General features: G+C 65.2%; 18 protein-coding genes. 8 read left to right on the top strand and 10 right to left on the bottom strand.

The genetic code is table 11. The features are described from left to right. Window positions 1-9 precede the first annotated feature (9 nt). Window positions 10-1,011 (bottom strand): hypothetical protein, encoded by a 1,002-nt coding sequence (locus ACEN2S_RS20005; protein ID WP_441869747.1) that lies wholly within the window; start codon window positions 1,009-1,011, stop codon window positions 10-12. Between the two features lie 178 nt (window positions 1,012-1,189). Here ACEN2S_RS20005 and ACEN2S_RS20000 point away from each other — a divergent pair, with 178 nt between their 5' ends. Beyond that, window positions 1,190-2,275: a phosphoadenosine phosphosulfate reductase gene (locus tag ACEN2S_RS20000; protein WP_441869744.1), complete on the top strand. Its 1,086-nt coding sequence runs from the start codon at window positions 1,190-1,192 to the stop codon at window positions 2,273-2,275. Between the two features lie 87 nt (window positions 2,276-2,362). Here ACEN2S_RS20000 and ACEN2S_RS19995 read toward each other — a convergent pair whose 3' ends face one another. The 6 genes from ACEN2S_RS19995 to ACEN2S_RS19970 form a co-directional block, all read right to left on the bottom strand. Continuing rightward, a complete protein-coding gene (locus ACEN2S_RS19995; RefSeq protein ID WP_441869742.1) occupies window positions 2,363-5,140 on the bottom strand; it encodes a methyl-accepting chemotaxis protein in 2,778 nt (925 codons plus the stop codon). 74 nt (window positions 5,141-5,214) lie between these two features. Beyond that, a complete protein-coding gene (locus ACEN2S_RS19990; RefSeq protein ID WP_441869739.1) occupies window positions 5,215-6,390 on the bottom strand; it encodes an ABC transporter substrate-binding protein in 1,176 nt (391 codons plus the stop codon). Between the two features lie 170 nt (window positions 6,391-6,560). Next, on the bottom strand, window positions 6,561-8,693 hold the full coding sequence (locus ACEN2S_RS19985) for a GumC family protein (RefSeq protein ID WP_441869736.1): 2,133 nt from the start codon (window positions 8,691-8,693) through the stop codon (window positions 6,561-6,563). Between the two features lie 61 nt (window positions 8,694-8,754). Then, window positions 8,755-9,633: a metallophosphoesterase gene (locus ACEN2S_RS19980; RefSeq protein ID WP_441869733.1), complete on the bottom strand. Its 879-nt coding sequence runs from the start codon at window positions 9,631-9,633 to the stop codon at window positions 8,755-8,757. Then, window positions 9,630-11,099: an O-antigen ligase family protein gene (locus tag ACEN2S_RS19975; RefSeq protein ID WP_441869730.1), complete on the bottom strand. Its 1,470-nt coding sequence runs from the start codon at window positions 11,097-11,099 to the stop codon at window positions 9,630-9,632. Before ACEN2S_RS19975 ends, ACEN2S_RS19980 begins: the two co-directional genes overlap by 4 nt. 155 nt (window positions 11,100-11,254) lie before the next feature. Beyond that, window positions 11,255-11,935, bottom strand: coding sequence for a hypothetical protein (locus tag ACEN2S_RS19970; protein ID WP_441869727.1), 681 nt, complete (start codon window positions 11,933-11,935; stop codon window positions 11,255-11,257). 689 nt (window positions 11,936-12,624) lie between these two features. Here ACEN2S_RS19970 and ACEN2S_RS19965 point away from each other — a divergent pair. Further along, window positions 12,625-13,044: a hypothetical protein gene (locus tag ACEN2S_RS19965; RefSeq protein ID WP_441869725.1), complete on the top strand. Its 420-nt coding sequence runs from the start codon at window positions 12,625-12,627 to the stop codon at window positions 13,042-13,044. Window positions 13,045-13,259: 215 nt separating this feature from the next. On the opposite strand, the gene ACEN2S_RS19960 is transcribed toward ACEN2S_RS19965, so the two are convergent. Continuing rightward, window positions 13,260-13,733, bottom strand: a complete 474-nt coding sequence (locus ACEN2S_RS19960; RefSeq protein WP_441869721.1) for a hypothetical protein — start codon at window positions 13,731-13,733, stop codon at window positions 13,260-13,262. Between the two features lie 537 nt (window positions 13,734-14,270). Here ACEN2S_RS19960 and ACEN2S_RS19955 point away from each other — a divergent pair. From ACEN2S_RS19955 to ACEN2S_RS19940, 4 genes are all read left to right on the top strand, one after another. Further along, window positions 14,271-15,359, top strand: coding sequence for a DUF4432 family protein (locus tag ACEN2S_RS19955; RefSeq protein WP_441869718.1), 1,089 nt, complete (start codon window positions 14,271-14,273; stop codon window positions 15,357-15,359). Between the two features lie 181 nt (window positions 15,360-15,540). Beyond that, window positions 15,541-16,638, top strand: coding sequence for a branched-chain amino acid aminotransferase (locus ACEN2S_RS19950; RefSeq protein ID WP_441869716.1), 1,098 nt, complete (start codon window positions 15,541-15,543; stop codon window positions 16,636-16,638). A 203-nt stretch (window positions 16,639-16,841) separates the two neighbouring features. Then, window positions 16,842-18,209 (top strand): phospholipase D-like domain-containing protein, encoded by a 1,368-nt coding sequence (locus ACEN2S_RS19945; RefSeq protein ID WP_441869713.1) that lies wholly within the window; start codon window positions 16,842-16,844, stop codon window positions 18,207-18,209. After that, a complete protein-coding gene (locus ACEN2S_RS19940) occupies window positions 18,209-18,937 on the top strand; it encodes an endonuclease/exonuclease/phosphatase family protein (protein ID WP_441869710.1) in 729 nt (242 codons plus the stop codon). Before ACEN2S_RS19945 ends, ACEN2S_RS19940 begins: the two co-directional genes overlap by 1 nt. 54 nt (window positions 18,938-18,991) lie before the next feature. Here the strand turns inward: ACEN2S_RS19940 and ACEN2S_RS19935 are convergent, their stop codons facing one another. Beyond that, complete coding sequence (locus ACEN2S_RS19935) at window positions 18,992-20,938, bottom strand: OmpA family protein (protein WP_441869707.1); 1,947 nt, start codon at window positions 20,936-20,938, stop codon at window positions 18,992-18,994. 167 nt (window positions 20,939-21,105) lie between these two features. Between ACEN2S_RS19935 and ACEN2S_RS19930 the strand changes: the two genes are divergently transcribed. Together ACEN2S_RS19930 and ACEN2S_RS19925 are read left to right on the top strand one after the other, a co-directional pair. Continuing rightward, on the top strand, window positions 21,106-21,792 hold the full coding sequence (locus tag ACEN2S_RS19930) for a flavin reductase family protein (protein WP_441869704.1): 687 nt from the start codon (window positions 21,106-21,108) through the stop codon (window positions 21,790-21,792). A gap of 228 nt (window positions 21,793-22,020) precedes the next feature. Next, entirely contained in the window at window positions 22,021-22,776 is a 756-nt protein-coding gene (locus ACEN2S_RS19925) for a siderophore-interacting protein (protein ID WP_441869701.1), read from the top strand. An 81-nt stretch (window positions 22,777-22,857) separates the two neighbouring features. Here the strand turns inward: ACEN2S_RS19925 and ACEN2S_RS19920 are convergent, their stop codons facing one another. After that, the gene (locus ACEN2S_RS19920) at window positions 22,858-24,501 is read right to left on the bottom strand and encodes a BCCT family transporter (protein WP_441869698.1); all 1,644 of its coding nucleotides are present in this window, start codon (window positions 24,499-24,501) and stop codon (window positions 22,858-22,860) included. Between the last annotated feature and the right edge of the window lie 712 nt (window positions 24,502-25,213).

Raw genomic sequence — 25,213 nt, 5'->3', positions numbered from 1 at the left:
AGCCGGGACTTATCCCCCGAGCGGGGCGTTTTCTGGTGCCGGTGATGCGGCGGTGCTCTGATTGCTGCTCAGGCGGGCACGGCGGGCCGCGCGCTGGGCGCTGCGCTGCGCCTGACGGCGGGCGGCGATTTTGGCATCGCGCAACGCCCGGCGTGCGGCTTTCAGCTTGGCATGCGGCGTCTCGGCCAGAAGGCGGTCGGCCAGGCGCAGGCCCAGCCCGAAATGCCCGCGCTTTTCGGCATTGCCGAGGAGTCCGGTGAGCCAGGGCACCGACTGCCGCCGCGCGCGGTGCAGTTGATGAAAGGCCGCCGGGGTCAATTTGCCCTCGATCGCCGGGATGATCACCGGCTTCAGAATGTTCATCCGCATCAGCGCTGGCGGGAGTTTATGCCCCGAATGCCGCATCGGCAGCAGGGTGACATTCGGCCCCGTCATCCGCGCGACATGGGCGGAATCGGTCGGCTCCATCGGGTCATAGAGGATATAGGCCCGCCCGGCGGCGCGGAGCCCCTCGGCGGCATCGGCATAGCGCCCGGTCCAGTCGGTCTGGCTGCGGGCATAGCGGTAGCGTTTCTCGAAGGGCGCGATCTCGGCGCTGAGCGAGCTTTGCGGCGCGAAGGCCACGACGGTGCAGCCCGGTGCCAGCCCGGCAAAGGTGGCGGCACCATAGCCCCCCATCGAGGCGCCGTAGAAGGTCACGGCGGGGAATTGCGCAAAGAACCCCGCATCGCGCAATTCCTCAAGCAGGTCGAAAAGGTCATCCTGACGGAACCAGTCGCTCTGCTTGACCATGACGCCCAGCACGTCCCAGCCCTGCGCGGCCAGAAAATCCTGCCCCCAGGGCATGCGGTTGCCGGGGGTTTTCGCCGAGATCAGATTGTCAAAGGTGACGACAAGCCGCCGCCCCGCGCCCGGCAGATAGGCCAGCACATGATTGGTCAGCTCCTGACAAAATCCCCCGCGGCTGTCGGCGAGCTGGCGCAGATGGGCAAAGGCGTCAAATTCGGGCATCGGCATCTCGGGATTCTGCATCTGCACAGGCTAGCGGCAGCGGCGGGACTTGGGAAGGCCCGGAGGCCCGCGTTCAGGAGATCCACGTCGACAAGAGGGCCCGGCAATGCTACCCAAATCGCAAGAGACCGCCGCATTCGCGTGACAGAGTCTCGCCCGGGCGACAGGAGAATGCGTGATGTCAGAAGAGGCTGCCTCGGATGAGGGAGACCGCGGGGCGCAAGAGGCTCTGGCCGCTGCGCCGGTACTGAGGGCCGCGCTGGGGCCGCAGGCAGATACGGAAGAGGATGCGGAGGGGCAGGCCGACGATACCCCCGCCGATCCGACGCTGGTCCCGGTGGTGTCGCCGGAAGCGGATCGGGAAGCCTGGCGGCGCGAATTGGCCGAGATCGGGGAAGAGAACGGCTTTTACCGCGAGTTGGGGGCCGATCACACAGCGCTTTATGTGCAGTCCAGCGACACATTGGTGGTGACCTTCGAGAACCTCGATCATGTGTTTTCGCATGGCACCACGCGCTTGCCCTGGGGGTTTCACTTCATCCAGTCGCATGGCTGGTCGATCCTTGGCATGATGGCGCATGACTGGACCTGGTACCGCGATGAGGCGGTTTTCGACTTTTTCGACGAATTGCGCGACGAGGGCTTTTTTGCCCAGTTCAAGCGGGTGATCTTTTACGGCGCCTCTATGGGCGGCTATGCGGCGGCGGCGTTTTCGGCGGCGGCCCCCGGCGCAACGGTGATCCTGATCAGCCCGCAGGCGACGCTCGATCCGGCGGTGACGCCTTGGGAGACGCGCTACGCCAAGGCGCGACACCGCGATTTCAACAGCCGCTATGGCTTTGGCCCGGCCTCGCTGGCCAGTGCGGCGCAGGTCTATCTGATGTGGGATCCGCTGGCGCGGCTGGATGACCGGCACGCCGCCTTGTTCGCGGAGCCGGGCATCATCCGGCTGAAATGCCGCCTGATGGGACACCGCATCGCCTCGGCGATGCAGGGGATGGGGATTTTGAAAAAGGTGGTGGAGGGCGCCATCGAGGGCCGGTTGACCGATCTCGAATTTTATCAGCTCCTGCGGGCGCGGCGCAGCTATTCGCGTTACCTGCGCGAGTTGCTGGCGCGGGTTGAGGCACGCGGCAAGACCTATCTGGTGGCGCTGCTGTGTTCGCATTACCTCGCCACCCGGCGGGGGCCGAAATTCCGCAAGGCCCTGCGCGCGGCGACGGCAAAGCTGGAGGCTGAGGGGCGGCGCCTGCCCGGTGGCTGAGCTGTTCTCGTGGGCCTATCGGCGCTGCAAGACACGAAAAAGCGCCGGAATCTTTCCCGGCGCTTTGCGTTTCAGGGGCTGTCTGCCTCAGGCGGCGTCGCGGCCGCTTTGGCCCAGTTCGACCGATTCCGCCTGCAGATCAATCGTGAAGTGATTGATGATCTGGTTCAGGCGTTCGGCCTCTTTGGTCAGGTCCTGGCTGGCGGCATTGGTCTCTTCCACCATCGCGGCGTTTTGCTGGGTGGTCTGGTCGAGCTGGCCAACGGCGAGGTTGATCTCGGAAATGCCGGTCGATTGTTCGCGCGCCGAAGCGGCAATGGTCGAGACATTGTCCGAAATGTTGGTGACCGATTTCACGATCACCGCCAGCGATTGCCCCACCTGATGCACGAGATCGACGCCCCGGCCGACCTGACGGCTGGAATCGGTGATCAGCCCGTTGATCTCGCGCGCGGCCTCGGAAGAGCGCTGGGCGAGGGCGCGGACTTCCGACGCCACCACCGCAAAGCCGCGGCCCGCTTCGCCCGCCCGTGCCGCCTCAACGCCCGCGTTCAGCGCGAGGAGGTTGGTCTGGAAGGCGATATCGTCGATCACATCAATGATTTTCGAGATCTTGCTCGAGCTTTGCTCGATCTCGCCCATCGCGGCCACGGCATCATTCACCACCGAATTGCTCTTTTCGGCGCTTTGACGTGCCTGCAGCACCACGCGGTCGGCCTCATCGGCGCTTTGCGCGGCCGAGCCCACCGAAGCGGTCAGCTCGGTCAGGGCCGCGGCGGATTCCTCCAGCGTGGCGGCCGTCTGTTCGGTGCGGCGGGCCAGATTTTCGGCCGCCGAAGAGATGTTGTCCGAACCGGCATGGATGGTCATCGCGCTGTCGCTGATGTCGCGGATGGCGCTGTTCAACCCGGTCACCGCCTCGTTGAAATCGAGGCGCAGCTGCTCATATCCCTCCGGGAAGGCTTCGGTGATGCGGGCGCGCAGATCGCCCACCGCGAGCGCGCGCAGGCCATCGGCCAGCGCGGTGACCACCCGCGATTGCGCGGCCTGATGCGCGGCCCGTTCGGCATCCGCCGCGGCGCGCAGCCGTTCGCGCTCGGCGGCTTCGGCGGCCTCGCGTTCATGCTCGGCCCGTTCCTGTGCCGCCACGCGGGCCATCTCGGCCTGTTCGCGCGCGCGCTCCTCTTCGGCCTGCCGTTTGGCGGCGGCCTCACGTTCCTGCCGCGCGGTGGCCTCCTCCGCCTCCAGACGCTGCTTTTCGATGATGCCATCGCGGAAGACGCGCAGGGCAGAGACCAGCTGACCGATCTCGCCGCTGGGACGGCCCAGTTTCTCGACCACGTCCAGATCCCCATTCGCCAGACGCGAGGTGGCATTGGTGGCGGCGCGCAGGGGCCGCACGATCAGCCACCAGACGGCGAGCAGCGCGACCGCAAACACCGCGGCGCTGATGGTGCTGACGATGTTCATCGCCGATTGCGATTTGGTGATCTCACCGAGGATGTCGCGGCTGTTGCTGCCGATGACGCTCAGCTGCATCGTTGCGATTTGCCCGGCGGCCTGCGCGATCTGATTGACCTGTGTTGCCGCCGTGCGCGCATTGTCCGCCGCGGTCACCTGCGCCTGCAGCTGCGCGCGGCGCTTGGCGACGATGCCCTCTTTCGGATCGATGAAGCTGCGCAGCCCGGAGAGACGGTTGATCATTTCCGGATCTTTGTCTTCGGAGGCCAGCCGTTCCATCGTTTGCGAGGCCCCCGACAGGCGGTCCTGCACCATCATCAGCGTCGAGTCGTCATTGGCGAGGGCTGCCTCCAGCGCGCTTGAATAAAAAGCGCGGACAGCGGTGTTGAGATCGGCAGTGTGGCGGATCTGGCTGACATGCTCATCCAGCAAACGACCCACGGTGGCCTTGTTCTCGGAGGTGGTGGCGCTGCTCGACATCACCAGATCCATGGTGATCGCCTGTTCGGCGGTGCTGAGCTGACGGTTGAGCGCGCTGACCGATGCCAGCACTTCATCCCGGCGGACAAGCGCGCGCACGCGGCCACCCTCCAGAACCTCGCTCAGCAGTTTGATGTTTTTCTCCAGCGGGTCCGCCAGCGACGCGGTGGTGCCCAGTTCGCGCATTTTCGCGGGCATGCGTTCCAGCCGGGCGATGGATTTCTTGCCCTGCTCGTTCAGCGTCGTCACCAGAGTCGTGTCGGTCGCGCTGGACAGCGCCACGGCGACACCCGAGATCATGTTCAGTTCCGCCTCGGCCTTGAGCACGATCTGCAGCGCGCCAAAATCGAGTTTCGAGAGTTTGGTGACGCCATCCCCCACCGATTTCATCGCCGCTTCGCCCGCGATCATCGCATCAAAGAAGCTGGTGTCGGCCTGCTCGGCCAGCATGTTCCCGACCGAATAGGCGACGTTGTTCAGTTCAAGCTCGGCATTGCGGATCACTTCGGCATTGGTGAATTCCGAGCGGCGCGCGGTATCCAGCGCATCCAGCGCCTGGCTCACCCATTCCAGCAACGGCGCCATGCTGGCCCGCTCCACATCCCCCAACTGGTCGATGCGGCCCTTGAGGCCGGTCAGATTGGCCTGCAGCGAATCGCGTGCCGCGTCGAGCGAGGTGGTGTCTTCGGCCAGAAGCACCTCGGTCAGACTGTTGCGCAAAAGGCTGGTGGCGTCAGAGATGTCGCTGCTGCTTTGCAGTGCCGGCAGCTTTTGTGCCGTCATGTCGGTCATATCGGTGGCGACTTTGGTGAACACCAGATGGCTGGTGACCACGGCTGTGCCGGTCAGGGCGGCCATGGCCAGCAAAATGACCACGATCTTTGCGGTGATGCTGCCAAAGATTTTGGCGAAGAGATTGCGCATGAATGTGCCTGTGCTTTTCATCATTGCTCGGATAGCGCCCCGGTCGGGACACCGTGCCCCGTAGGGCGCTCGGGTCAGCTTGCGTCGGCGGGCAGTGCGATGATTTGCCCCGTCGGGTCGATCTTGGTGAAATACACCGCGTCCAGCCCCTGATTGTCCCCGGCGCCAAAGGTCAGGGTGAGATCGTCGATCTTGACCTCCTTCAGGGCTGCCATCGCATCGAGGAATTTCTGCCGGGTCACGTCTTTGCCCACCGTGTCGAGGATGCTCAGGGCGAGGCGGCCGGACAGATAGCCCTCGAAACTGGTGTGGTCGGGCACGGCCTTGGGATCAAAGGCGTGCAGCGCAGCCTGATAGGCCGCCACCGAGGCGCGGCTGGTGTCATCGGGCGACGGCACCGCCTGGGTCATGATCAGGCCTGCGCCTTTGGCGCCCAGCGTTTTCGCCACCTGATCGGCGCCGAAAGAGACGTTGACGAAGGCGGGGGCGAAATTCAGCTTGGCGGCGGTTTCGAGGAAGGTGGCCACCGGTTTCGCCGTTGCCACCAGAACCACCGCCTGCGGCCGTTTGCGGCGAATGTCGATCAGCGCGGCTTTCACCGCTGTGGTGTTGCGGGTGTAGACGCCTGCGGCCACCACCTCAATTTCACGTTTGGCGAGTGCGGCTTTCAGCGCGGCGAGACCCGCGCGGCCGAAGCCGTCGTCCTGATAGAGAATCGCGATTTTGCGGTATTTGCGCTGATCGACCAGCAGCGCGGCCCAGGCCTCGCCCTCATCCATATAGCCGGGGCGCAGGTTGAGCACGTTGGAGGCGTCGGCCGCACGCAGGAACGAGGCGCCGGTGAAAGGGGCAATGACCGGCATTCCATGTTCTACGGTCATCGGGGCCATCGCCGCGGCGGTCGGCGTGCCGACATTGCCGATCAGCGCGAGAGCCGAATCAGCTGCGATCACGTCGCGCAGCGCGGTCAGGGCGCGGGGCGGCTCATAGCCGTCGTCATGCGATTCCAGCGAAACCTGCCGCCCCTGGATGCCGCCCTTGGCATTGGCTTCGGCAAAAGCCGCCTCGATCCCCAGTTTGACACCCGCCCCCATGTCGCCATTCGGGCCGGAGAGCACTGCAATCTGCGCAAAGGTCACGCGATCGGCGGTGACCGCCTTGGTGGATTGCGCAAAGGAATGGCCGGTCAGGGCGATGCCGGATGCGAGGCCCAGAATACTGGCGCGGAAAAGGCGTCTTGGGTCGAACATGTGAATCTCCTAGCGATCGCTTTGGAGCCATCTGTCCGCAAAACCTTTAAAAATGCGTATTGGATATGTCGGATACAGGATATTTCTTACGCATAACCCGTCAAATTGAAACGGCCGCCCCATCCTTCGCAGGGGCGAAGGGGGACGGCCGGAGAGCTGTGAAACCGCGGTCAGGCTTCGTAATAGCTGTTGTAGCGATAGCTGTTGCCCGATTTCGGCTGGTGGTTCAGCACGGTCTGCAGCTCAACTCCCGGGCGGATGACTTCGCTGAGGGTTTGCACCGAAGAGCGCAGATCGCTCTGGCCGGTCATGCCGAAGCGCACGACCATCACCACCGCATCGCCAAAGCCCGCCAGATAGCGGGTGTCGACCACCGGCAGCACTGGCGGCGTATCAATCACCACGATGTCAAAGCTTTGCCGGGCGACCCGCACCAGCTGTGCGAAGATGTCGGAGCCGAGCAGCTGGTCGGTTTCCTTATGTGCGCGGCCGGCACCCGGGATCAGCGACACCGCGGTCAGCGGATCGCGCAGCACGAGGGTTTCGCTCATCGCTTCGCTGTGCGGATCGCTGAGATAATCGATCAGCCCCTTGGCGGGCGACAGGCCCGTCAGCTTGTGCACCGTGGGTTTGCGCAGATCGGCGTCGATGATGATGACGCTGCGGTCCGACAGGCTGAAGGCGCGTGCCAGCGCCAGCGCGGTGGTGCTTTTGCCCTCGGCCGGGATCGAGGAGGTCACCACGACGGTTTGCCCCAGAACATGCCCCGCCTCATCCCGCTCGCGCGGGACTTTGCGCAATTCGATCTCCAGCGAGGCCCGCAGGCGCCGGATCGCCTCGGCATAGGGCGAGAGCGGTGCCGTCACCACGTTGTCGGCAATCGACAGTTCGGTCTCGGGCTTGAGCGCCAGAAGCGGCACGGCGGTGGCCACGCGGGCGCGCAGGATGTCGCGCAGCTGGCTTTCCGACGTGATGCCGCCGACGAAATAATCGTTCAGGAAGGCCAGACCCACCCCGAGACCCAGACCGCCGACCAGCGCCATCACCAGCACCAGTTTCTTGTTCGGGAACGAGGCAGCATTCGGCGGCAGGGCGGGGGAAACCACCCGCGCATCGGCCAGCTGCACCGCCGCCTGGGTCTCCAGCTCGCGCATGCGCGACAGGAGTTCCTGATATTGGTTGCGGGCGACACTGCCTTCTTGCTGCAACTGGTAGAGCTCGGTCACGAATTGCGACGAGATCTGACCGGTCAGCAGGGTGTCGCGGATCTGGCTGCGCAGATCGCGGGCATTGCCGTCGAGTGCCGAGGCCTGGCCGGTGACCGAGGCGATGGCGGCCTGCGCCTGCGCCTCTTGCTGATCCTGCAGCTTGGCCAGCGCCGTGCGCAGGTCTACCTCGTCGGCCGAGCCGCTGGCGGTACCGGCCAGACGCTTTTCCAGACTGTCGCGCTGCGATTGCAGCTCTGCCAGGCCCTGATCGCCCAGGCTCTGCGCGAGCGAGGCCCAGTCCTGCCGCTCCATCGCGCTGCGCGATTCTGCGGCTTTCACTTCGGCGCTCAGCTTTTCGGATTCAAGGCTTTCCAGCGATTTGCGCATTTCTGCAATGTCGGTGCGGCCGCTGTCTTTCTCGATCCGCTCCAGATTGCGGTCGATATAGGTGTCGATCGCATCTTCGGAATTGGAGAGCGCCTCTTTGGCCGCGGTGATCTGGGTTTGCAGCTTGTCGCGCGCGCCGAGGGTGCCGGCGATCTTGGAATCCACCTGCGCCTGAATATAGGCGGCGGTCAGCGCATTGGCCAACTCCGCCGCGCGGGTGGGCGACTGCGAGGCGACAGAGGCGGCGATCAGATAGGTCAGGCCGCGGCGGCGCACGGTGATGGCATTGCTGAAGCGGCCCAGCACGCCCTGCAGCACGGCATCGCCGTTGGTGTCATTGGCGGTTTCAAAGCCAAGCGCCTGCCGGATCTTGTCGGTCGTCGACAGCTTCGGGCCGAATTCCGGATCGCTGATCAGATTGGCATCGCGGACCACGGCCAGCGCGACGGTGGGCGATTTGAGGATCTCGACCTCGCTCTCGACCTTGGCGTTGTCTGTCGAGGCCGAACTGTTCTGGTTGTCGGCAAAGACCAATGATTTCTGCGCCGTGTCGACCATGACCAGAGCGGTCGCGGTGTACACCGGCTTAACAATGGCGAGATAGCCGATGGCCAATGCAAGCATCAAGGCGGTCGTCATCAAAATGAGACTGATCTGGCGCCGGAAGAGCGAAAGAATTGAGCGAAGGTCTAGGGTGTCAGTGTCCATGGGGCGCCTGGCTGCCTTTTTGATCCGAACGGAGCTTTGATAGACTAAAATATGCCTTTGACTACCAGTCCGGCGCTGGTGGTGCCACTTTAAAATGCGGCGACTGCACAGTGCGGCCTGGCTGCGCTGCAATAACATGGGGCATTTGCCCGGGAATGAGGCGCGCAGCGGACAGGGGGCCGCCAAAGCAGGCGCCTGTATCAAGATTAAGGCGCCAATCGCGCAGCACCGGTGAGGTCACAGGCATGTGACCATGCACCACAAGACGCTGACCGAGACCGTCGGGGGCGGCCAGATTGTCATCGGCAAAGCCGCGCGACCACATCAGCGTGCGTGGGCGCTGTTCGGTCAGGCCCAGATCGGGCTCGGGTCCGGCGTGACAGAAGTAATATTCCGGGGTCTGCACGAAATGGGGCAGCTGCGACAGGAAGGCGCGGTGATCTTCGGGCAGGTGCACATCGAGGCGCATCCGCATCTGGCGGGACGGCAGCCCGTAGCCCAGACGCTCGTCGGCGGCGAGGCCATAGGAGGCCAGGGTCTCGGCGCCGCCATGCTGCAGCCAGGCCGCATCGGGTGTCGGATTGTCGAGATAGCGCAGGGCCATGTCTTCGTGGTTGCCGCGCAGAACGATGCGGCGCAGGCCGCGGGGTGCGGGCGCCAGCAGATGATCGATCAACGCGGCGCTGTCGGGGCCCCGGTCGATCAGATCCCCGAGCAAGATCACCACCGCATCGGTAACCGCAGGGGCGCCGGGTGCCGCCTCCATGGCCATATCGGCGAGGATCATCTGCTCCAGCTGCCGGTAAAGCCGGGCTTCGCCGTGAATGTCGCCGACGGCGTAGATCCGGGCGGGCGTGCTGTCCAGAAGAATGCCCCGGGCCAGCGCTGCGGGGGCCTTTGGCCGGGCAAAACGCTGCAGGGCCGAGGACAGCAGCTTCATTCGGTGCGGCCGCCGGGCAGGGACAGCCCGCGTTGCGCGGTGTCATCCCCGGCGGCATCCTCGCTGTTGATGCGGCGTTGCGGCACGTCGCGGCGCGAGATGCCGAGCGCCAGCATGGCCAGCAGCAGGAAGATATTGGCCTGCATTTCAAGGCTGAAATCCACCAGAGAATGCAGCGCGGCGAGGACAAATCCCGCGAAAGCGGCGATGGGCAGCGCCACATCATGTTTGCGCCGCCGCAGGAGCCGTGCCAGGCGCCACAGGATTCTGGCGCCCGCAATCATCGGCAGCGTGCCAAAGACAAGGCCAAGCTCGACCCAGAGCATCAGATAGCTGGAATGTGTGTAATCCCAGAACACGGCGCTTGAGACCGGCGCCTGATGATAAAGCTCATAGGCGGCGGGAAACGCGTCGAGGCCAAAGCCGGTGAGCGGCCGTTGGGCGATCATCTGAAGAACCTGCGCATAGAGCGACAACCGGTATTCGGCTGCGGCCTCGACGAACAGGGCGCGGTTCAGCGTGGCTTCGCCGATGGTGAACAGGGCGATGATGAACAGCGCAACGATCCCGGCGCCGATGCCAAGCCGGCGCAGACCGTTTCCGGCCAGTGGCTTGCGCCGCTTCGGGCGGGATGCGGCCTGCGGCAGGCTTTCGGCGCGCGGCGACAGGAACCACACCAGAAACATGCCCAGCATGCAGACAGCAAGACCCATCCGCGATTGCGTCGAAAACACGGTGATCAGCACCAGCGCAAGGCTGACCCAGAGCGTTGCCAGGGTCAGGCTCTCGGGCGAGGTGAGGCGCACGCCGTCGGGGTGGCGCATGCGGGGCCGCCGCGCCAGCTCCATGATCAGCGCCATGCCGAGAACGGCCCCCATACCAAGGAAAGTCGCATAGGAATTGCGGTTGATGAAGGTGCCCGTCGCCGAGCCGATATAGGCGGATTTTGTGCCCCAGAAATAGGTATCCCCCATGAATTTCAGCGCAACAATCCCCCAAAGCGCATGGATCACCACGCCGAAATACAGGGCCCAGCCAATGGCCCGGGCGCGCTCCAGCCGGCCCGAAACCTCCAGCATCAGCATGAAGAACACCACCGAGCTGAAGATCCGCAGCAGGGCGATCAGCGTCGAACGGGGCGCAAGGCTGAGCGTGGCAGGATCGAGGACACCCCTGAGCGGTTGTGCCTGCAGGAAGCCGGGCAGATAGGCCGCGATCGGCAGGATCTGGAACAGGCCCCAGCCGAGCACGACGAGCACCGGCGTCACCAAGGGCAAAAAGCGCCACATGCGCAGGGGCTTGTCACCGCTCAGCCAGGTCATCGCGATCAGCGCGATGCCACCCGCGCCAAAGAGGATCATCGCCCAAAGCATCCAGGCCGCTGCCCGGTTGCTGCCCACGGGCAGCGGGGCCAGCAAGACAATGGCGGTCAGCAGTACCGCCAGAATGCCGTGCGCGCGCCGCAAGGGCCGGTTTGCCGGCGCCGAGCCTTTGTGCAGGCCATTCAAGGCGGGCTGCACGGCGAAGCTGATCGGCGATGCTCCTGTGGCGCCATCCGCCCGCGGGAGAGGAGAGGATGCGGGCGGCGCGGAGGCGGCAGAGGCAGAGGCGTCAGGTTTGTTCATTGGATCATCGGCCCTGTTTTCTTGACCTCATTGAGAAAGGCACGCTGGGCGACATCGGTCGCCTGCGACACCGCATCGGTAATCGCGGGCCGGAGGTTGGGGAGGCGGTTATAGGCGGTCGCCACCATCTTGCGCGTGTCGGGCGCTGCGAGCAGCACCTTGACGTCTTCGGTGAAGCTCGCCGTGATCGGGGGCGTGACGCTTTGCGGCGTATTGGCCAGGATTGCAAAGCGCCGCTCGCTGATCCAGCCCTCTGCCGGGGAGGCGCGCTGCGACAGGACATAGGCGCGCTCAAATTCCGCCGTTTGGTTCCGGGCGGCGGCAATCAGCGCGGTCACCGCCCAGGCCTGGCCGGAGGTGGGCGTGTCGGCCAGCGTTGTCGCCGCGTAGCCTGCGCAATCCTGATAGATTTTCTCCTGGAGAGAGGCGGGAAACAGCGACAGATAAATGCTGGGCAGCAGCGTGCTGCAATCGTCCAGCAGGGCCTTGCGGCTGCGGCCGCTGCCGGGCAGCGCCGGTGGCGCCGATTGCATTTGTTGCAGCTGCGCGCTTGGTTGCTTGCGGTCGAACAACACCAATGCATAGTCCGGCCCGAAAACCTGTGCCGCCCCAAAGGCCAGCACGAAGAGACCGATGCCCCCGATGGTCGCGGGGAGAAGAGCTGTCTTGGAACGCAAGGGGGTCTCCTGACTCGGGTCGTTTCGGCTGTGCTTTAGCGGGGTCTCGTGCAAAAGGTCCAGTCAAACCTAGGGCGTTTCAAGGGAGATCCTCCTAAATAATCGGCACAAACACCTACTGTGGCGTGAAGTTTTTGCGATTTCTGCAAAATTTTGCCAAAGCTGCAGCCGTTTGGCGACAGCGGCCATGTCCGGCGGTTGCCGCGGTGCCGGGGCGGTTGTGCGCGGGGGCAGGTGCGGCGGGCCGTGTCCGGTCATGGCCTCCCTCCGGCGGCTCAGCTACTTTGGCGAAGCCGGACGCTGCCGACGGATCCGGGACAGGCCGCATGGCATTGCGTATCCCCCGCCCGCCCTCACGTCGCGTCGCGCAAAGTGATTCACCGGGATGGCGATCTGTGGTGGCCGGAGCCGGGGTTTTCTTCGCCGCAAGCGCCCGGGCCCGCGATAGGGGCGCTGCAGCACCGGGTGATTCGCAGGGGCTGATCGCAACTATGTTCATGTTTGCAACAAATTAGGGCAGAAAGAAAACAAAGCGGCGCCGAAATTTTCCCAAGAGTACAGGCATTTAGGACAGGGGCGATTGTGCAGGCGCAGAAAAGTTAATTTGACAATACTTTCTGCCGTTTTGGTGCTTCTGGTGGCATGCGTTTTCTGCTAGTTTGAAAAAAATTGGTATCAGAGGTGTTCACATGTCCATTAAAAATCTGGTTTTGGCGACGGCAATGTCGGCAGCAATCGCGGTGCCGGGCGCAGTCTTCGCTCAAGCGGCGCCCACGGGTCCGGCTCTGGATATCGCGTCGCTGGTGGCAACCTGCTCCGCGTCGGATTGCACGGCAGTTATCGCAGCTGCGGTCGCTCGTGCAAAGCGTCTGGGCTTCACCGCCGCGCAGATCAACACGGCGCTGGGTGCTGTTTCCGCAGACCTGATCGCGGCTGCCGCCGTCAATCCGGCGCTTTCGTCGGTGGTGAGCGCCAGCCTGAGCGGTATCGCCGGCGCGTCGACCGATGCCGCCCAGCGTGCCTCGCTGCAGACCGCGGCAAACACGGTCGCCAATGGCGGCGCAGGCAGCATTGATGCCGGCACTGCAACGGCCGCCAGCAGCAGCTGAGTTACGGTTCAGAATTGCGCAAAGGGGCTGCTCGAAAGAGTGGCCCCTTTTCCGTTTGCTGAGCCGGTTTCTGTCTGGCGGCGGTGACCCTGGCGGGGCCGGAGCACAGGGCGCGTCAGCCTTCCTGCCGCGCCAGTGCCTTGGGCCCCGCTTGTCACCGTGCCGGATCAGCCTGATTGATCGGCCTCAGGACGCATCTCCCGCAGGGTATGGTCTTAGGTGCTGCATTCACGCACGCCCATCCTGATCAGATCCCGGCCCGAGAATTTCGTGAAACCAACGGTAATCATCCGCCCTTCGCGCAAGAACCAGCTGCGAATGGGCTCGGGATAATAGCTGGCCATCTGCTTTGACGAGCGCTCAAACTCGGCCGAGGGCAGTCCAATGCCATACATGGCCGAACTCGGCCCGTGAAAACCCAAGACCGCGGCACGCGTGACGCAGGTATTGGGCAGGCCCAGATACATCGTGCAGGAAGACCAGCAGCCACCGGCAATCTCGACACGCGCCCCCTGCGCGCGCAGGCGGTTGATCTCGGCCACCCGCTCGGCAACGCTGCCGCCGGGATCTTTTGAGACCCGAAAGACACCCTTCCCGGCGCGCTGAAGCTGCGCGGCCGAGGCCAGATCGGGCGTGACCATCCCCATGGCCAGTATCCCGGCCGCCAAAGCCAGGTTCATCAATAGCATATGGACGCCGCGCGCTGCCCTCCACAGGCGCGGTCCACGGTGCGAAAACCGTGTCATTTTGAATATTCCTTGAACAGGAGTGTGCCGCGCTTTTCTGCGCGGATGCCGCAAAGCCCCCACGACCTTGCTCCGATCAAAGAACCATTTCCGCGTAAAGAAAGCCTTTAGGTCTGGCGGAGACGCCGCAGATGCCCCCTATTTCCCGCGGCGATTTAGTTCAAAAGCCACCAGATGACGGCGGCCACCACCACGGCTCTGCCCCGGCGCGGTCTGGCCCTGCGTGTGGGGAGAGATCCTCTCTTGCGGCAACAGTTGTGGATTGCGAAATGGCGCGGCCGTGGTCAAAAGGGGGCAGGCGACGCCGCTGTGCCACCTTGGCATGCTCGCCCGGACTGGCCGTTTTGCCCGGCAATGCCGATGGGCTGGCCAAACCTCTGGCGCGCGGATCGCCCCTGTTGGGGGCCGCGGCCGGTGTGGCAATCGAGGCGCAGGGTGACGCCCTGGAGAACAGGGCGCGGCGGAGAAGGGGACGGCGGAATGATGAAGGTCAATCTCTCAGAGAGCATGTTCGGGACAGAGCCGTTTGTGCTCTTTGAACATCCGCGGATGTCCGCCGTGGCGTTCCGCTATCCCAGCGGCATCGCCGGGCTGCGGCTGATCACGCCGCGGGTTTCGCTGGTGGCGCTGCCGTTCCGGGGCCAGCAGATCTGGGAACCCGTTGTCGACGGGCTGGACATCGGCATGCAGGGCATGACCCGGCAACCGGTGCCGTCAGAGCGGCTGTTGGACGGGTTCGGCGCGTTCTTCTTTCACTGCGGGCTGACCGGCACCTCGGCGCCCGGCCCCGAGGATGACCATGCGCTGCATGGTGAATTGCCGATGGCGCCGATGCAGCAGGCCTGGCTGGAGATTGACCTTGCGGGTGACGCGCCGCAGATCACGCTGCGGTCGGCCACCTTGTTCCAGCGGGCCTATAAAGCGCATTACCGCGCCGAACCCTATGTGACGCTGACCGCCGGAGCGCCGGTTTTCGAGGTGGGGATGCGCGTCACCAATCTGGGCGGCGCGCCGATGCCCTTCATGTATCTCGCGCATCCGAATTTTCGCCCCGTTGATGGCGGACGTCTGGTCTATTCCGCGCCCTACACCCCCGAGGCGGTGCGGGTGCGGGCCGAGGTCCCCTCGCATCTGACGGTGAAGCCAGAGTTCAGCAGCCTGTTGAAAGAGATGCAGGAAGATCCGTCGGCGCATCACCTGCTGGAGGCGGGGCGCAGCTACGATCCCGAGGTGGTGTTCCAGATCGATTACCGCGCCGACAGCGCCGGTTGGGCGCATTCGATGCAGGTGCATCCGGATGGCAGCGCGGATTGGTTCGCGCACCGGCCCGAGCAATGCCCGAAGGCGCTGCGCTGGATCTCGCGCTCGCCGGATCTGCAGGCGCTGGCGATGGCCGAGCCGACCACCTCGGGCCAGCGCGGCTATCGTGCCGAGGCGGCAGCGGGCACGGTGCCGCTGCTGGACCCGGGGGCGACATGGGTGGCGAGCTTCCGCATGGGCCGGTTGGATGCGGCGGAGACCGCAGCGCAGCAGATGGCGGTGGATCAGATTTGCGGGCGCGGAGCCTGAGCGGCCCTGCGCGCCGGATCACGGACATGTTGCAGCGTGGAATTTTCATTGATGGCGGGGCGCATCCTCTTTAATCCGGGGCGGAATGGTGAAACCATCGCCGCCGGACGAACGGGGGCGGTGACGCCATCCGGTAGCCGCGCGCATGCGGCGGGCCCTGAGTGAGAGACGGAGCACGAGAATGACCCAGACGATGACTTTTGCCCTCAACCGGTCGGTTTCACCGGTATCGGAGGCGGATCGCGCCCAAGTGTTGGCTGATCCGGGTTTCGGGCGGGTCTTCACCGATCACATGGTCACGATCACCTGGACCAAGGAACTCGGCTGGCATGACGCGCAGGTGCGCGCCCGCGCGCCGTTCCAGATTGATCCGGCCTGTGCCGTGCTGCATTACGCGCAAGAAATCTTTGAAGGCATGAAGGCCTACCGGACCGAAAGCGATGACGGGGCCAAAGGTCTCGCGCTGTTCCGCCCCTATGAAAACGCCGCGCGTTTCAACAGCTCGGCCGAGCGGATGGCGATGCCCACCCTGCCCGAGGCCGATTTCGTGGCGGCGGTTGAGGCTTTGGTCGAGATCGACAAGGAATGGATCCCGCAGGGCGAAGGCAGCCTCTATCTGCGCCCCTTCATGTTCGCGGATGAGGCGTTTCTGGGCGTGCGCCCGGCGCATAAATACATCTTCTGCGTCATCGCTTCGCCGGTGGGGGCCTATTTCAAGGGCGGCGCCAAACCGGTGAAGGTTTGGGTTTCCAGCGACTATACCCGTGCGGCGCAGGGCGGGACCGGGGCTGCAAAATGCGGCGGCAACTATGCCGCCAGCCTGATCGCTCAGGCCGAGGCCAGCCGTCAGGACTGCGATCAGGTGCTGTTCCTCGATGCGGCCGAGCATAAATGGATCGAAGAGCTGGGCGGCATGAACATCTTTTTCGTGCTGGATGACGGCAGCCTGATGACGCCGCCGCTGGGCACGATCCTGCCGGGGATCACCCGCAAGTCGATCATGCAGCTGGCCCGGGACGAGGGCATCACCGTGACCGAGCGGAAATACAGCTTTGATGAGTTTGAGGCCGATGCCCGCTCGGGCCGCGTGCGCGAGGTCTTCGTCTGTGGCACGGCGGCGGTGATCGCCTCTGTCGGCGAGATGCGGCATGCGGGCGGCGCCTTTGCGATCGGTAATGGCGAGACCGGCGCGCTGACCGAAAGCCTGCGCAACCGGCTGGTCGGTCTGCAAAAGGGCAAGGGCAGCGATCCGCATGGCTGGCGCCACACGCTCGGCTGAATGCCGGAACCACTGAGAAATTTGACCCGTCGCAAGCAATTGCGGCGGGTTTTTTCTCATCTGCGGCACCAGCCCGCGGGTGGACTGATTTGTGTCGATATGCAGGTGGCTCTCGGGCGAGGGGCGACCTATGTTATGTGTAAGTCACGGGTATTTGGCGCAGCGCGTGGCGGTCTTGGCGCGAAGCAGAATAGGGCGGCGGTATGTTTTGGGCAGAAACCCATCTGGCGGTGGTCACCGGTACCTTTCTGGTGCTGATTGCCGCCGTGCTGATCCTGCAGCAGCGCCGCTCGCCGCAATCTTCGGTCGCCTGGCTGATGTTTCTGGTGATGCTGCCCTGGGTCGGCGTGCCGCTGTTTCTGGCGCTGGGGTTTCGCAAGCAGCGCTCAAGCTATGCCAAGATCCGCTATGATACCTTGCCTGTTGGCGCTGTTGCGGAGACCGCGCCGCCCTTGGCCGATCTTTTCGCGCGCTTTGGTCTGCCGGAGGCGCAGGCGGGGCATGAATTCACCCTGCTCTCCGACGGAACCGAGGCGCATCAGGCGCTGATGGAACTCGTGGGCCGGGCGGAGGCCCGGATTGACGCGCTGTTTTACATCGTGGCCGATGATGCGGTGGGGCGGCAGTTTGTTGAGGCGCTGACCGAGCGGGCGCGGGCAGGGGTGGCGGTACGCCTGATCCTCGACCGTCTGGGCAGCCTGCGGCACCCGGTCCGGGCGCTGCGCGATCTGAAAAAGGCGGGCGGGCAGGTGCATTACTTCTCGCCCTTTCTGCAATGGCCGGCGCGGGGGCATTTCAACCTGCGCAACCACCGCAAGATGGTGATTGCGGATGGCGCGGCGGTGTTTGCGGGCGGCCGCAACATCGGCGCCGACTATCTCGGCCCCGAGGCGGACCCGGCGCGCTGGAATGACCTGTCGTTCCTGCTGCGCGGCCCGGCGGTGCAATGCTTTGAGGATGTGTTCCTGTCGGATTGGCAGGTGCTGGATCCGCAGCCGCTCGCCGCGCCCTTGCCTTGCGCGCCGCAGGGGCCGGGGGGCGCGGTGGCGCAGCTGGTGCCTTCGGGCCCCGACAGCCGCGAGGATGCGCTGCATGACGCGCTGGTGCATGCGATCCACCGGGCCGAGACGCGGGTCTGGATCGCCACACCTTATTTCCTGCCGACCGAGATGCTGACCAATGCCCTGGCCACCGCCGCGCGGCGCGGGGTGGATGTGCGGCTGATGCTGCCCGACCGCTCCAATCAGCGGGTCGCGGATATCGCCCGCGGCGCATATCTGCGCGAGATGGGCCGGGTGGGCTGTCAGGTGCTGCGCTATCAGGGCGGGATGCTGCATGCCAAGATGGGGATATTGGACGATACGGCCTATCTCGGCTCGGCGAATTTCGATGTGCGCTCGATGCTGCTGAACTTTGAGGCGACGTTGTTTCTGTATGATCCCGCCTCGGTGTCCGGCTTGGTGCAATGGTTCACCACGCAAGAGGCGCGTTGCACGCAGGGCATTGCGCGCGCCGGACTGGTGCGGCGGTTGGGCGAAGGGGTGTTTCGTTTGGGGGCGCCGATCCTGTGATGACATCGATATTGCCCCCGCGCGCGCCCGGCACGTTGCGTTTTGTGAGCTACAATGTGCACAAGGCGGTCGGAACCGACCGCCGGGCCGATCCGGCGCGGATCTTGCGGGTGATTGCCGCGCTGGCGGCGGATGTGGTGATTTTGCAAGAGGCCGACCGCCGACTCGGATCGCGCCCCACGGCGCTGCCGCGCGGGCTGATCGCCGAGATCACCGGGCTGGTGCCGATTGCGGCGGGGCAAAGCGGGGTGAGTCTCGGCTGGCACGGCAATGCGATTCTGACCCGGACCGACATGCATCTCACGGGGCTTGAGCGGCTGGATCTGCCGGGGCTTGAGCCGCGCGGTGCGCTGATCGCCGATCTCGCGGCACCCGAGGGGGCGCTGCGGGTCTGTGGCCTGCATCTGGGATTGTTGCGCCCCTCGCGCCGCTCGCAACTGAGTGCGCTGACGGCGGCATTGAACCGGCATGCGCCGCCGCCGACGGTGATTGGCGGTGATTTCAACGAATGGTCGACCGAGGTGGGGCTGGGGCGGCTGGCCCGCGGCTTCACGCTGCTGACGCCGGGGAAATCCTTTCACGCCCGCCGCCCGATCGCGCATCTTGACCGTTTTGCGCATGATGCCGGGGTCTCGCTGCTGGAGGCGGGGGTGGCCGAGGGCGGGCAGGCGCGCGTCGCCTCGGATCATCTGCCGATCTGGATGGATGTGCGCCTCGCCACCACATGAAAACGGCCCGCCGTGGGGCGGGCCGTTGGGTCTTGGCGTCAGGTCACGGGCCGCTCAGTTCGAGGCCATCCGCAACAGATCGGTGATCCGGCGCACGCTGGCGCGACGGTTGCGGGCCTCTGCACCCTCGGTTTGCACCTTCAGATATTCCTCGCCATAGCCCTGAACCACGAGGTTCTCGGCGGGGACGTCGAAATATTCGGTCAGGGCGAGTGCCACCGATTCCGCGCGGCGGTCCGACAGGGCGAGGTTGAAGGCATCATTGCCAACGGCGTCAGTATGGCCTTCCACGAGGAAGATTTCACGCGGGTTGGCGGCGATGCGTTGTTGCAGGGCGCGGCCAAGATCCGCCAGCGAGCGTGCCTGATCCGGCGTGATCGCGGACGAACCGGTGGCGAAGGTGATGTCATTCACCGCGATCGCCGGGGCGAGTGCCCGAACCGCCGAGATCTGACGGACCTGCGCCAGGGTAAAGCGACGGCTGCCCTGCGTTTCGCGTGCCAAAGCCTCCTCCAGCGCGCCGTGGTCGTCATATTCGGCGTTCAGATCGGCTTTCGGCAGTTGCGACACCTCGACCGGATCGGCGCCTTTGGAATCGTCGACCAGCACGTAGCGGGTGCCATCGGCCTCAATCCGCGTCCGCTGCACGATGCGGCGCTGGGCGTCATACACCGTGACGATCTGCGCGCCGTCCTGTTTGGTGGCCACGGTGCGGGTCGAGCCATCGGCAAAGGTCTCGGTGCGGATGGTTGAGCCCGGCTGGCGCAGCAGCGCATTGTCATCTTTCAGCACGCTGTAGCTGCCATCGGGATTCTGCACCACGGCGCGGTCGCCCGAATTGGCGGCAACCTTGCTGCCATTGTTCAGGATGGCGCCCACGGCGAGGGCGCCGAGGCCGACGATCGCGGCTTTTTCCAGATCCGAGAGGCCTTTCTTCTTCGCGGGGGCGGCTTCGGTCGTGCTGGCGGCACCCGAGACGCTGGTGGCAAAATCCTCGGCCGAGGTGCGGGCATTGTCTTCCGTCACCACTTCTTCGGTCACGGTTGAGCCTTCGGCAGCGGCGGGTGCCGCGCCAGCGTCACCGCTGGTACCGGCAGCGCCATCTGCCTCTGCCGCGAGGGCGGAGTTCTCGACGGCGGCGCCGGATTCAGCGGCATCCGGTGCACCCAAAGCTGCGGCCAATGCGGCTGCCGCGGCGGCAGCGACCCCCGGATCTTCTGCGGATTCCGCAGCCGGAGCCGTGGTTTCTGCGTTGGAACCCGATTGCACATCGGCCTCGGCCCCCGTCGTCGCGTCAGCTGCGGCCGGGGCTTCCGGTGCGGGCGAACCCTCGGGTGCCTCGCTTGCCTCGGGTGCAGTGTCACCGGCGGCCGGGGCCTGTGCCGGATCGGCTTGGGCGTCAGTTTGCGGTGCCGCGTCGGGCGCCGCAGTGGCCGGAGCTTCCGCAGGGGCTGCTTCAGTGGGGGCCGCGTTTTCGGCGGGGGCTTCCGCAGGCGCGGCGGCTTCAGGGGCTTCCGCGGGGGCTGCCTCAGGCTCGGCAGGTGCCGCCTCGGGGGCCGCTTCGGGCGCTGCGGGGGGCACAACGGCCTCCGGCATCTCTGCTTCAGGCGCGGCCGCGTCAGCGGGGGCCTCTGCGTCGGGGGCAGCATCCTGTGCCGGGGCATCCGGTGCGGCGGCTTCGGGCGCCTCAGCGTTTGGTGCTGCCGCCTCCGGGGGTGTGTCGGCGGGTGCGGCGCTCTCTGGCGCAGGATCCGTTGCGGGTTCGGTTGCGGGGGCTGCGTCAGCCGCCGGGTCCGTTGCCGCCGCGGGCGGCGTCGCCTCAGCGTCGCCGGCGCCACAGGTGGCGCGGGCGTCTGCTTCGCTGCTGCCTGCGGCAATGGCGTCGCTCACGCAAATCTCGGCCTCGACCGCCGCTTTCGTTGCCTGCTGCGCGGGCAGCACGGTGGGGATCAGTGCGGCCAGACCGGCCACAAGGGCGGTGGTGGTTCTCAGAGTTCTCATCATGCTCTCCCTGCAAGCGGTTTGCCTGCTAATCGGTCAGTTAACCCGCACGGGCCGTGTCGGGTTCCATCACCGGCGGATGTGCTCTGTTTTGCATACGAAAGATCGAATAATTGTATGCAATCTGACCCGCGCCTGCGCTGCAGCCTGCTTTGATGAGGAAACTGATGCCGACCCCTGAACCGACTCCTGAACCGACCCCTGAACGGATGCCTGATGCCGGGGGCTTTCGCCGCTTCGATTTGGACGAGATGTCCGCCAAAGACCGGTACAAACTCCTGATCGGCAGCGTGGTGCCGCGGCCGATTGCCTGGATCACCACGGTGGATCCGCAGGGGCGGGTGAATGCAGCACCTTTCAGCTTTTTCAACGTCCTGTCCTCAGACCCGGCCATCGTCGGCATCGGGATCGAGAATCACGCTGACGGCAGCCCCAAGGACACCGGGCGCAACATCCGCGACATCGGAGAGTTCACGGTGAACATTGCGGGGACGGCCAATCTGGAGGCGATGAACGTGACGGCAGTTGCCTTTGGGCCCGAGGTGGATGAGCTGCAGGCCGCCGGGCTGACCGCGCTGCCGGGGCACCGGGTGAAAAGCCCCTTTATCGCGCAAGCGCCGGTGGCGCTGGAATGTCTGCGCCACATCACGCTGGAGATCAGCCCGACGCGGGCCATCGTGCTGGGGCGGGTGGTGGCGATGCATCTGCGCTCGGACATCGTGAATGAGCGGCTGCATGTTGATCCGGTGGCACTGGACGCGCTGGGCCGGATGGGGGGTGCGGGCTACTGCCGTACGGGCGACGTTTTCGATCTGCCGACGCCCTCGCTGGCCGAATGGCAGGGGCGCGGCTGAAACGGCGGCTGTGGCGGTGGACGCTTCCGGCGCAGGCTCATCAGGATGTGACGGTGCGCAGCAACATAACGGCTTGTCTCGCGTCTGGCCTGCTGTAATCTCGCGCCCGTAACCGGGAGCCAGCCTGGACATGCCGGTGGTGACACCGCGCGACCCCGGCGGGGATTGCCCCGCCCCTGTGTCCTGATGTCCGCAGCAGCCAGACCCATCGGCCTCGCAAGGACCATCATGACAGAGATACTGACCCCGCCGACGATTGAGCGGCTGCGCCACGAATTGCGCCGCCGGGAGCTGACGGTGACGGAGGTTCACCGGCTCACGCCCCATATGCTGCGGGTGACATTGAGCGGCCCGGATCTGGCCGATTTCGTCAGCGCCGCGCCGGATGACCACGTGAAGCTTTTTCTGGCGACCGATGGCGGTGAGCCGGAAAAGCGCGATTACACGCCGCGCCGCTTTGACAGGGCAAAGCAGGCGTTGACGCTGGATTTCGCGCTGCATGAGGCCGGGCCTGCAACCGAATGGGCGTTGCAGGCGGTGCCGGGCGGCCGGTTGACCGTTGCCGGGCCGCGCGGCTCGCAGCGGATCAGCGGGCCGATTGCCGAATGGCTGCTGATCGGGGATGAGACGGCTTTGCCCGCGATTGGCCGCCGGATCGAAGAGATGGCGGCGGGCACGAAGGTGACGGCGCTGATCGCCGTGCCCGGCGCGGCAGATGAGCAGGTCTTTGAGACGAAAGCGGCGCTGAGCTGCCATTGGCTGCACCGCCCGGTGGCGGCTGCGGCAGAGGCGGCGCCTTTCCTGGCGGCGCTGGCGCGGCTTGCGATCGCGCCCGGCACTTTCGTCTGGATTGCGGCAGAGGCTTCGGTTGCGCGCGCGGTCCGCAGCTACCTGCTGGAGGAGCGGGGGCACCCGCTGCCCTGGCTGAAGGCGGCGGGCTATTGGCGCCAGGGTCAGGCCGATGCACATGAAAAGATTGAGTGAAGAGGCCCGAAGCCGGGGGTGGCAAAGGGCCCGGCAGCAGTGAAAAGGCCCGGCACCGCAGGGTGCCGGGCCTTTCGCGCGTCAGCGGATGGCGCGCTCGGCCCGCAGGCCTTTGTAAATGGCGTAACACATCACCAACAGCACCACCGTGAACGGCAGCCCGGTCGAGATGACCATGGATTGCAGCGACTGCAGCCCCCCGGCCGAGAGCAGGAGCACAATCGCCACCGCCCCCTCAAACACGCACCAGAACACCCGCTGCGGCACCGGCGCATCCACCTTGCCGCCCGCGGTGATCGTGTCGATCACCAGCGAACCGGAATCCGAGGAGGTGACGAAGAACACGATCACCAGCACGATCCCGATCACCGAGGTGATCCCGGCCAGCGGCAGCGCATCCAGCATCAGGAACAGCTGGCGCGGCAGTTCCGCCTCTTGCGCGGCGGCATAGCCGTCCTGCACCACCTGCTGAATCGCCGCGCCACCAAAGACGCTCATCCACAGCACACAGACGAGGCTGGGGATCAGCAGAACGCAGGTGATGAATTCGCGCACCGTGCGGCCGCGGCTGACGCGGGCGATGAACATGCCGACGAAGGGAGACCAGCTGATCCACCAGGCCCAATAGAACGAGGTCCAGCCCTGGCTGAAGTTCACATCCTCACGCGCAAAGGGATTGGCCAGCGCGGGCAGGTATTCGGCATAGGCCACCAGCGAAGAGCCGAAGGTGGTCAGAATGGCCAATGTCGGCCCCACGAACAGCACGAAGGCCAGCAGCAGGAACGCCAGCCCCATGTTGATCTCGGACAGGATTTTCACCCCGCCATCAAGACCGCGCAGCACCGAGACCAGCGCGATCGAGGTGATGATGGTGATCAGCAGCACTTCGGTGGTCTCCCCGATGGGAATCCCGAACAGCTGGTTCAGGCCCGCATTCGCCTGCGTCGCCCCGAAGCCGAGCGAGGTTGCCAGACCAAAGAGCGTGGCAAAGACCGCCAGGATGTCGATGATATGGCCCGGCCAGCCCCAGATCCGCTCGCCCAGGATCGGGTAAAAGGCCGAGCGCACGGTGAGGGGCAAGCCCTTGTTGTAGCTGAACAGCGCCAGGGCCAGCCCGACCACCGCATAGATCGCCCAAGGGTGCAGACCCCAGTGGAAGATCGTGGCCGCCATGCCCAGACGGGCCGCCTCGGCCTCATTGCCCGCCATGCCGCCGAGCGGTGCCCAATCGGTGCGGATGCCGTTTTCGCCGAGTGTGACGCCACCCAGCGAGGTTGAGAAATGCGTCAAGGGTTCGGAAACGCCGTAGAACATCAGGCCGATGCCCATGCCCGCGGCAAAGAGCATCGAGAACCAGGCGACATAGTTGTAATCCGGTGTCGCCTCTGCGCCGCCGAGGCGGACATTGCCGAGGGGCGTTACGATCAGCATCAGGCAAAACAGCACAAAGATGTTCGCCGCGCCGAGAAAGAACCAGTCGAAGCTGTGGGTGACGGTGGAAAACAGCCAGCTGAAGACCGCTCCCGCCTGTTCCGGCAATGCCAGCGTGTAAAAAACAAACGCAATGATACTCAGACCCGAAATCTGAAAAACCGGGTTGTGGATGTCAAAACCAAAAGGGCCGAGGCTGCCTTCCAGATTGTCTTGGCCGATGGTGTAATCCGTGTCGATCACGTCCGCCGCACCGTCCGGGGTTGGAATCCCCGGAGTTGTCACATCTGTCATCAGATGTCCTCCGTGTTGCTTCCAGTGCAGTAAAGCTAGCGCGTCATGGCCGGGGGGACCACCAATCGGGACGATTTTTCTGCTAAAAGTTGTGCTGCGGCCCGTCACGGCCCCCCCTGTACGGCGCCGCGACCGCCTGCTTCACCCGACGAGCGCCTCCGCCAAGGGGGGGGGCGGCGCCTTTGCCGCGGCCAGAACCAGCCGGGCCCCGGGCGCCGCCGCAAGGCCGGTCCTCGTGCCGCATCGGCGCCCGAGGGGAGAGAGGCGGGCGGCGTGCTGCGCCGCAGCGGCATCGCTGTACCACCCAACACCCACGGTCTCTGGATCGCCCGTTTCCGACGGGGCGATTCCCGGCCGCGGCGAGGGCGATTCCCCGATTCCGCGCCTTCGATCCCGCCGATTCCCCGGCAAATGACCACTACAGCTGGGGTAACCACCCCCTCAAAAGCCGCATCTGGTGTCCTCGCCGGGGCGAAGCACCGATTTTCTTTCGCGCGACAAATGGGCGGCGCTGACCCCGGCCATGCTGTGGCAGGACCAAGGAAAACAGGGGATTTTGCCGCGCTCTCTGCCGCGGCCGGGGTCGCATTTTGGGGCCGGGCCGCGCGGGAGGAGGCGCCATTTCGCATTTCTGTCAGAATTCTTGAAAAAGGGCCTTGCGGAGGTTTGAGTGTGGCCGTAGAACCCCCCTCACCGAAGCGGCACAGACTGC

The organism is Phaeovulum sp. W22_SRMD_FR3 (genome assembly GCF_052113705.1).
In the GTDB taxonomy this organism is placed as follows: Bacteria; Pseudomonadota; Alphaproteobacteria; order Rhodobacterales; family Rhodobacteraceae; genus JBGQOG01.
Note: the sequence above shows the minus strand (reverse complement) of the source record. Positions and strands in the feature narration are given on the sequence as shown.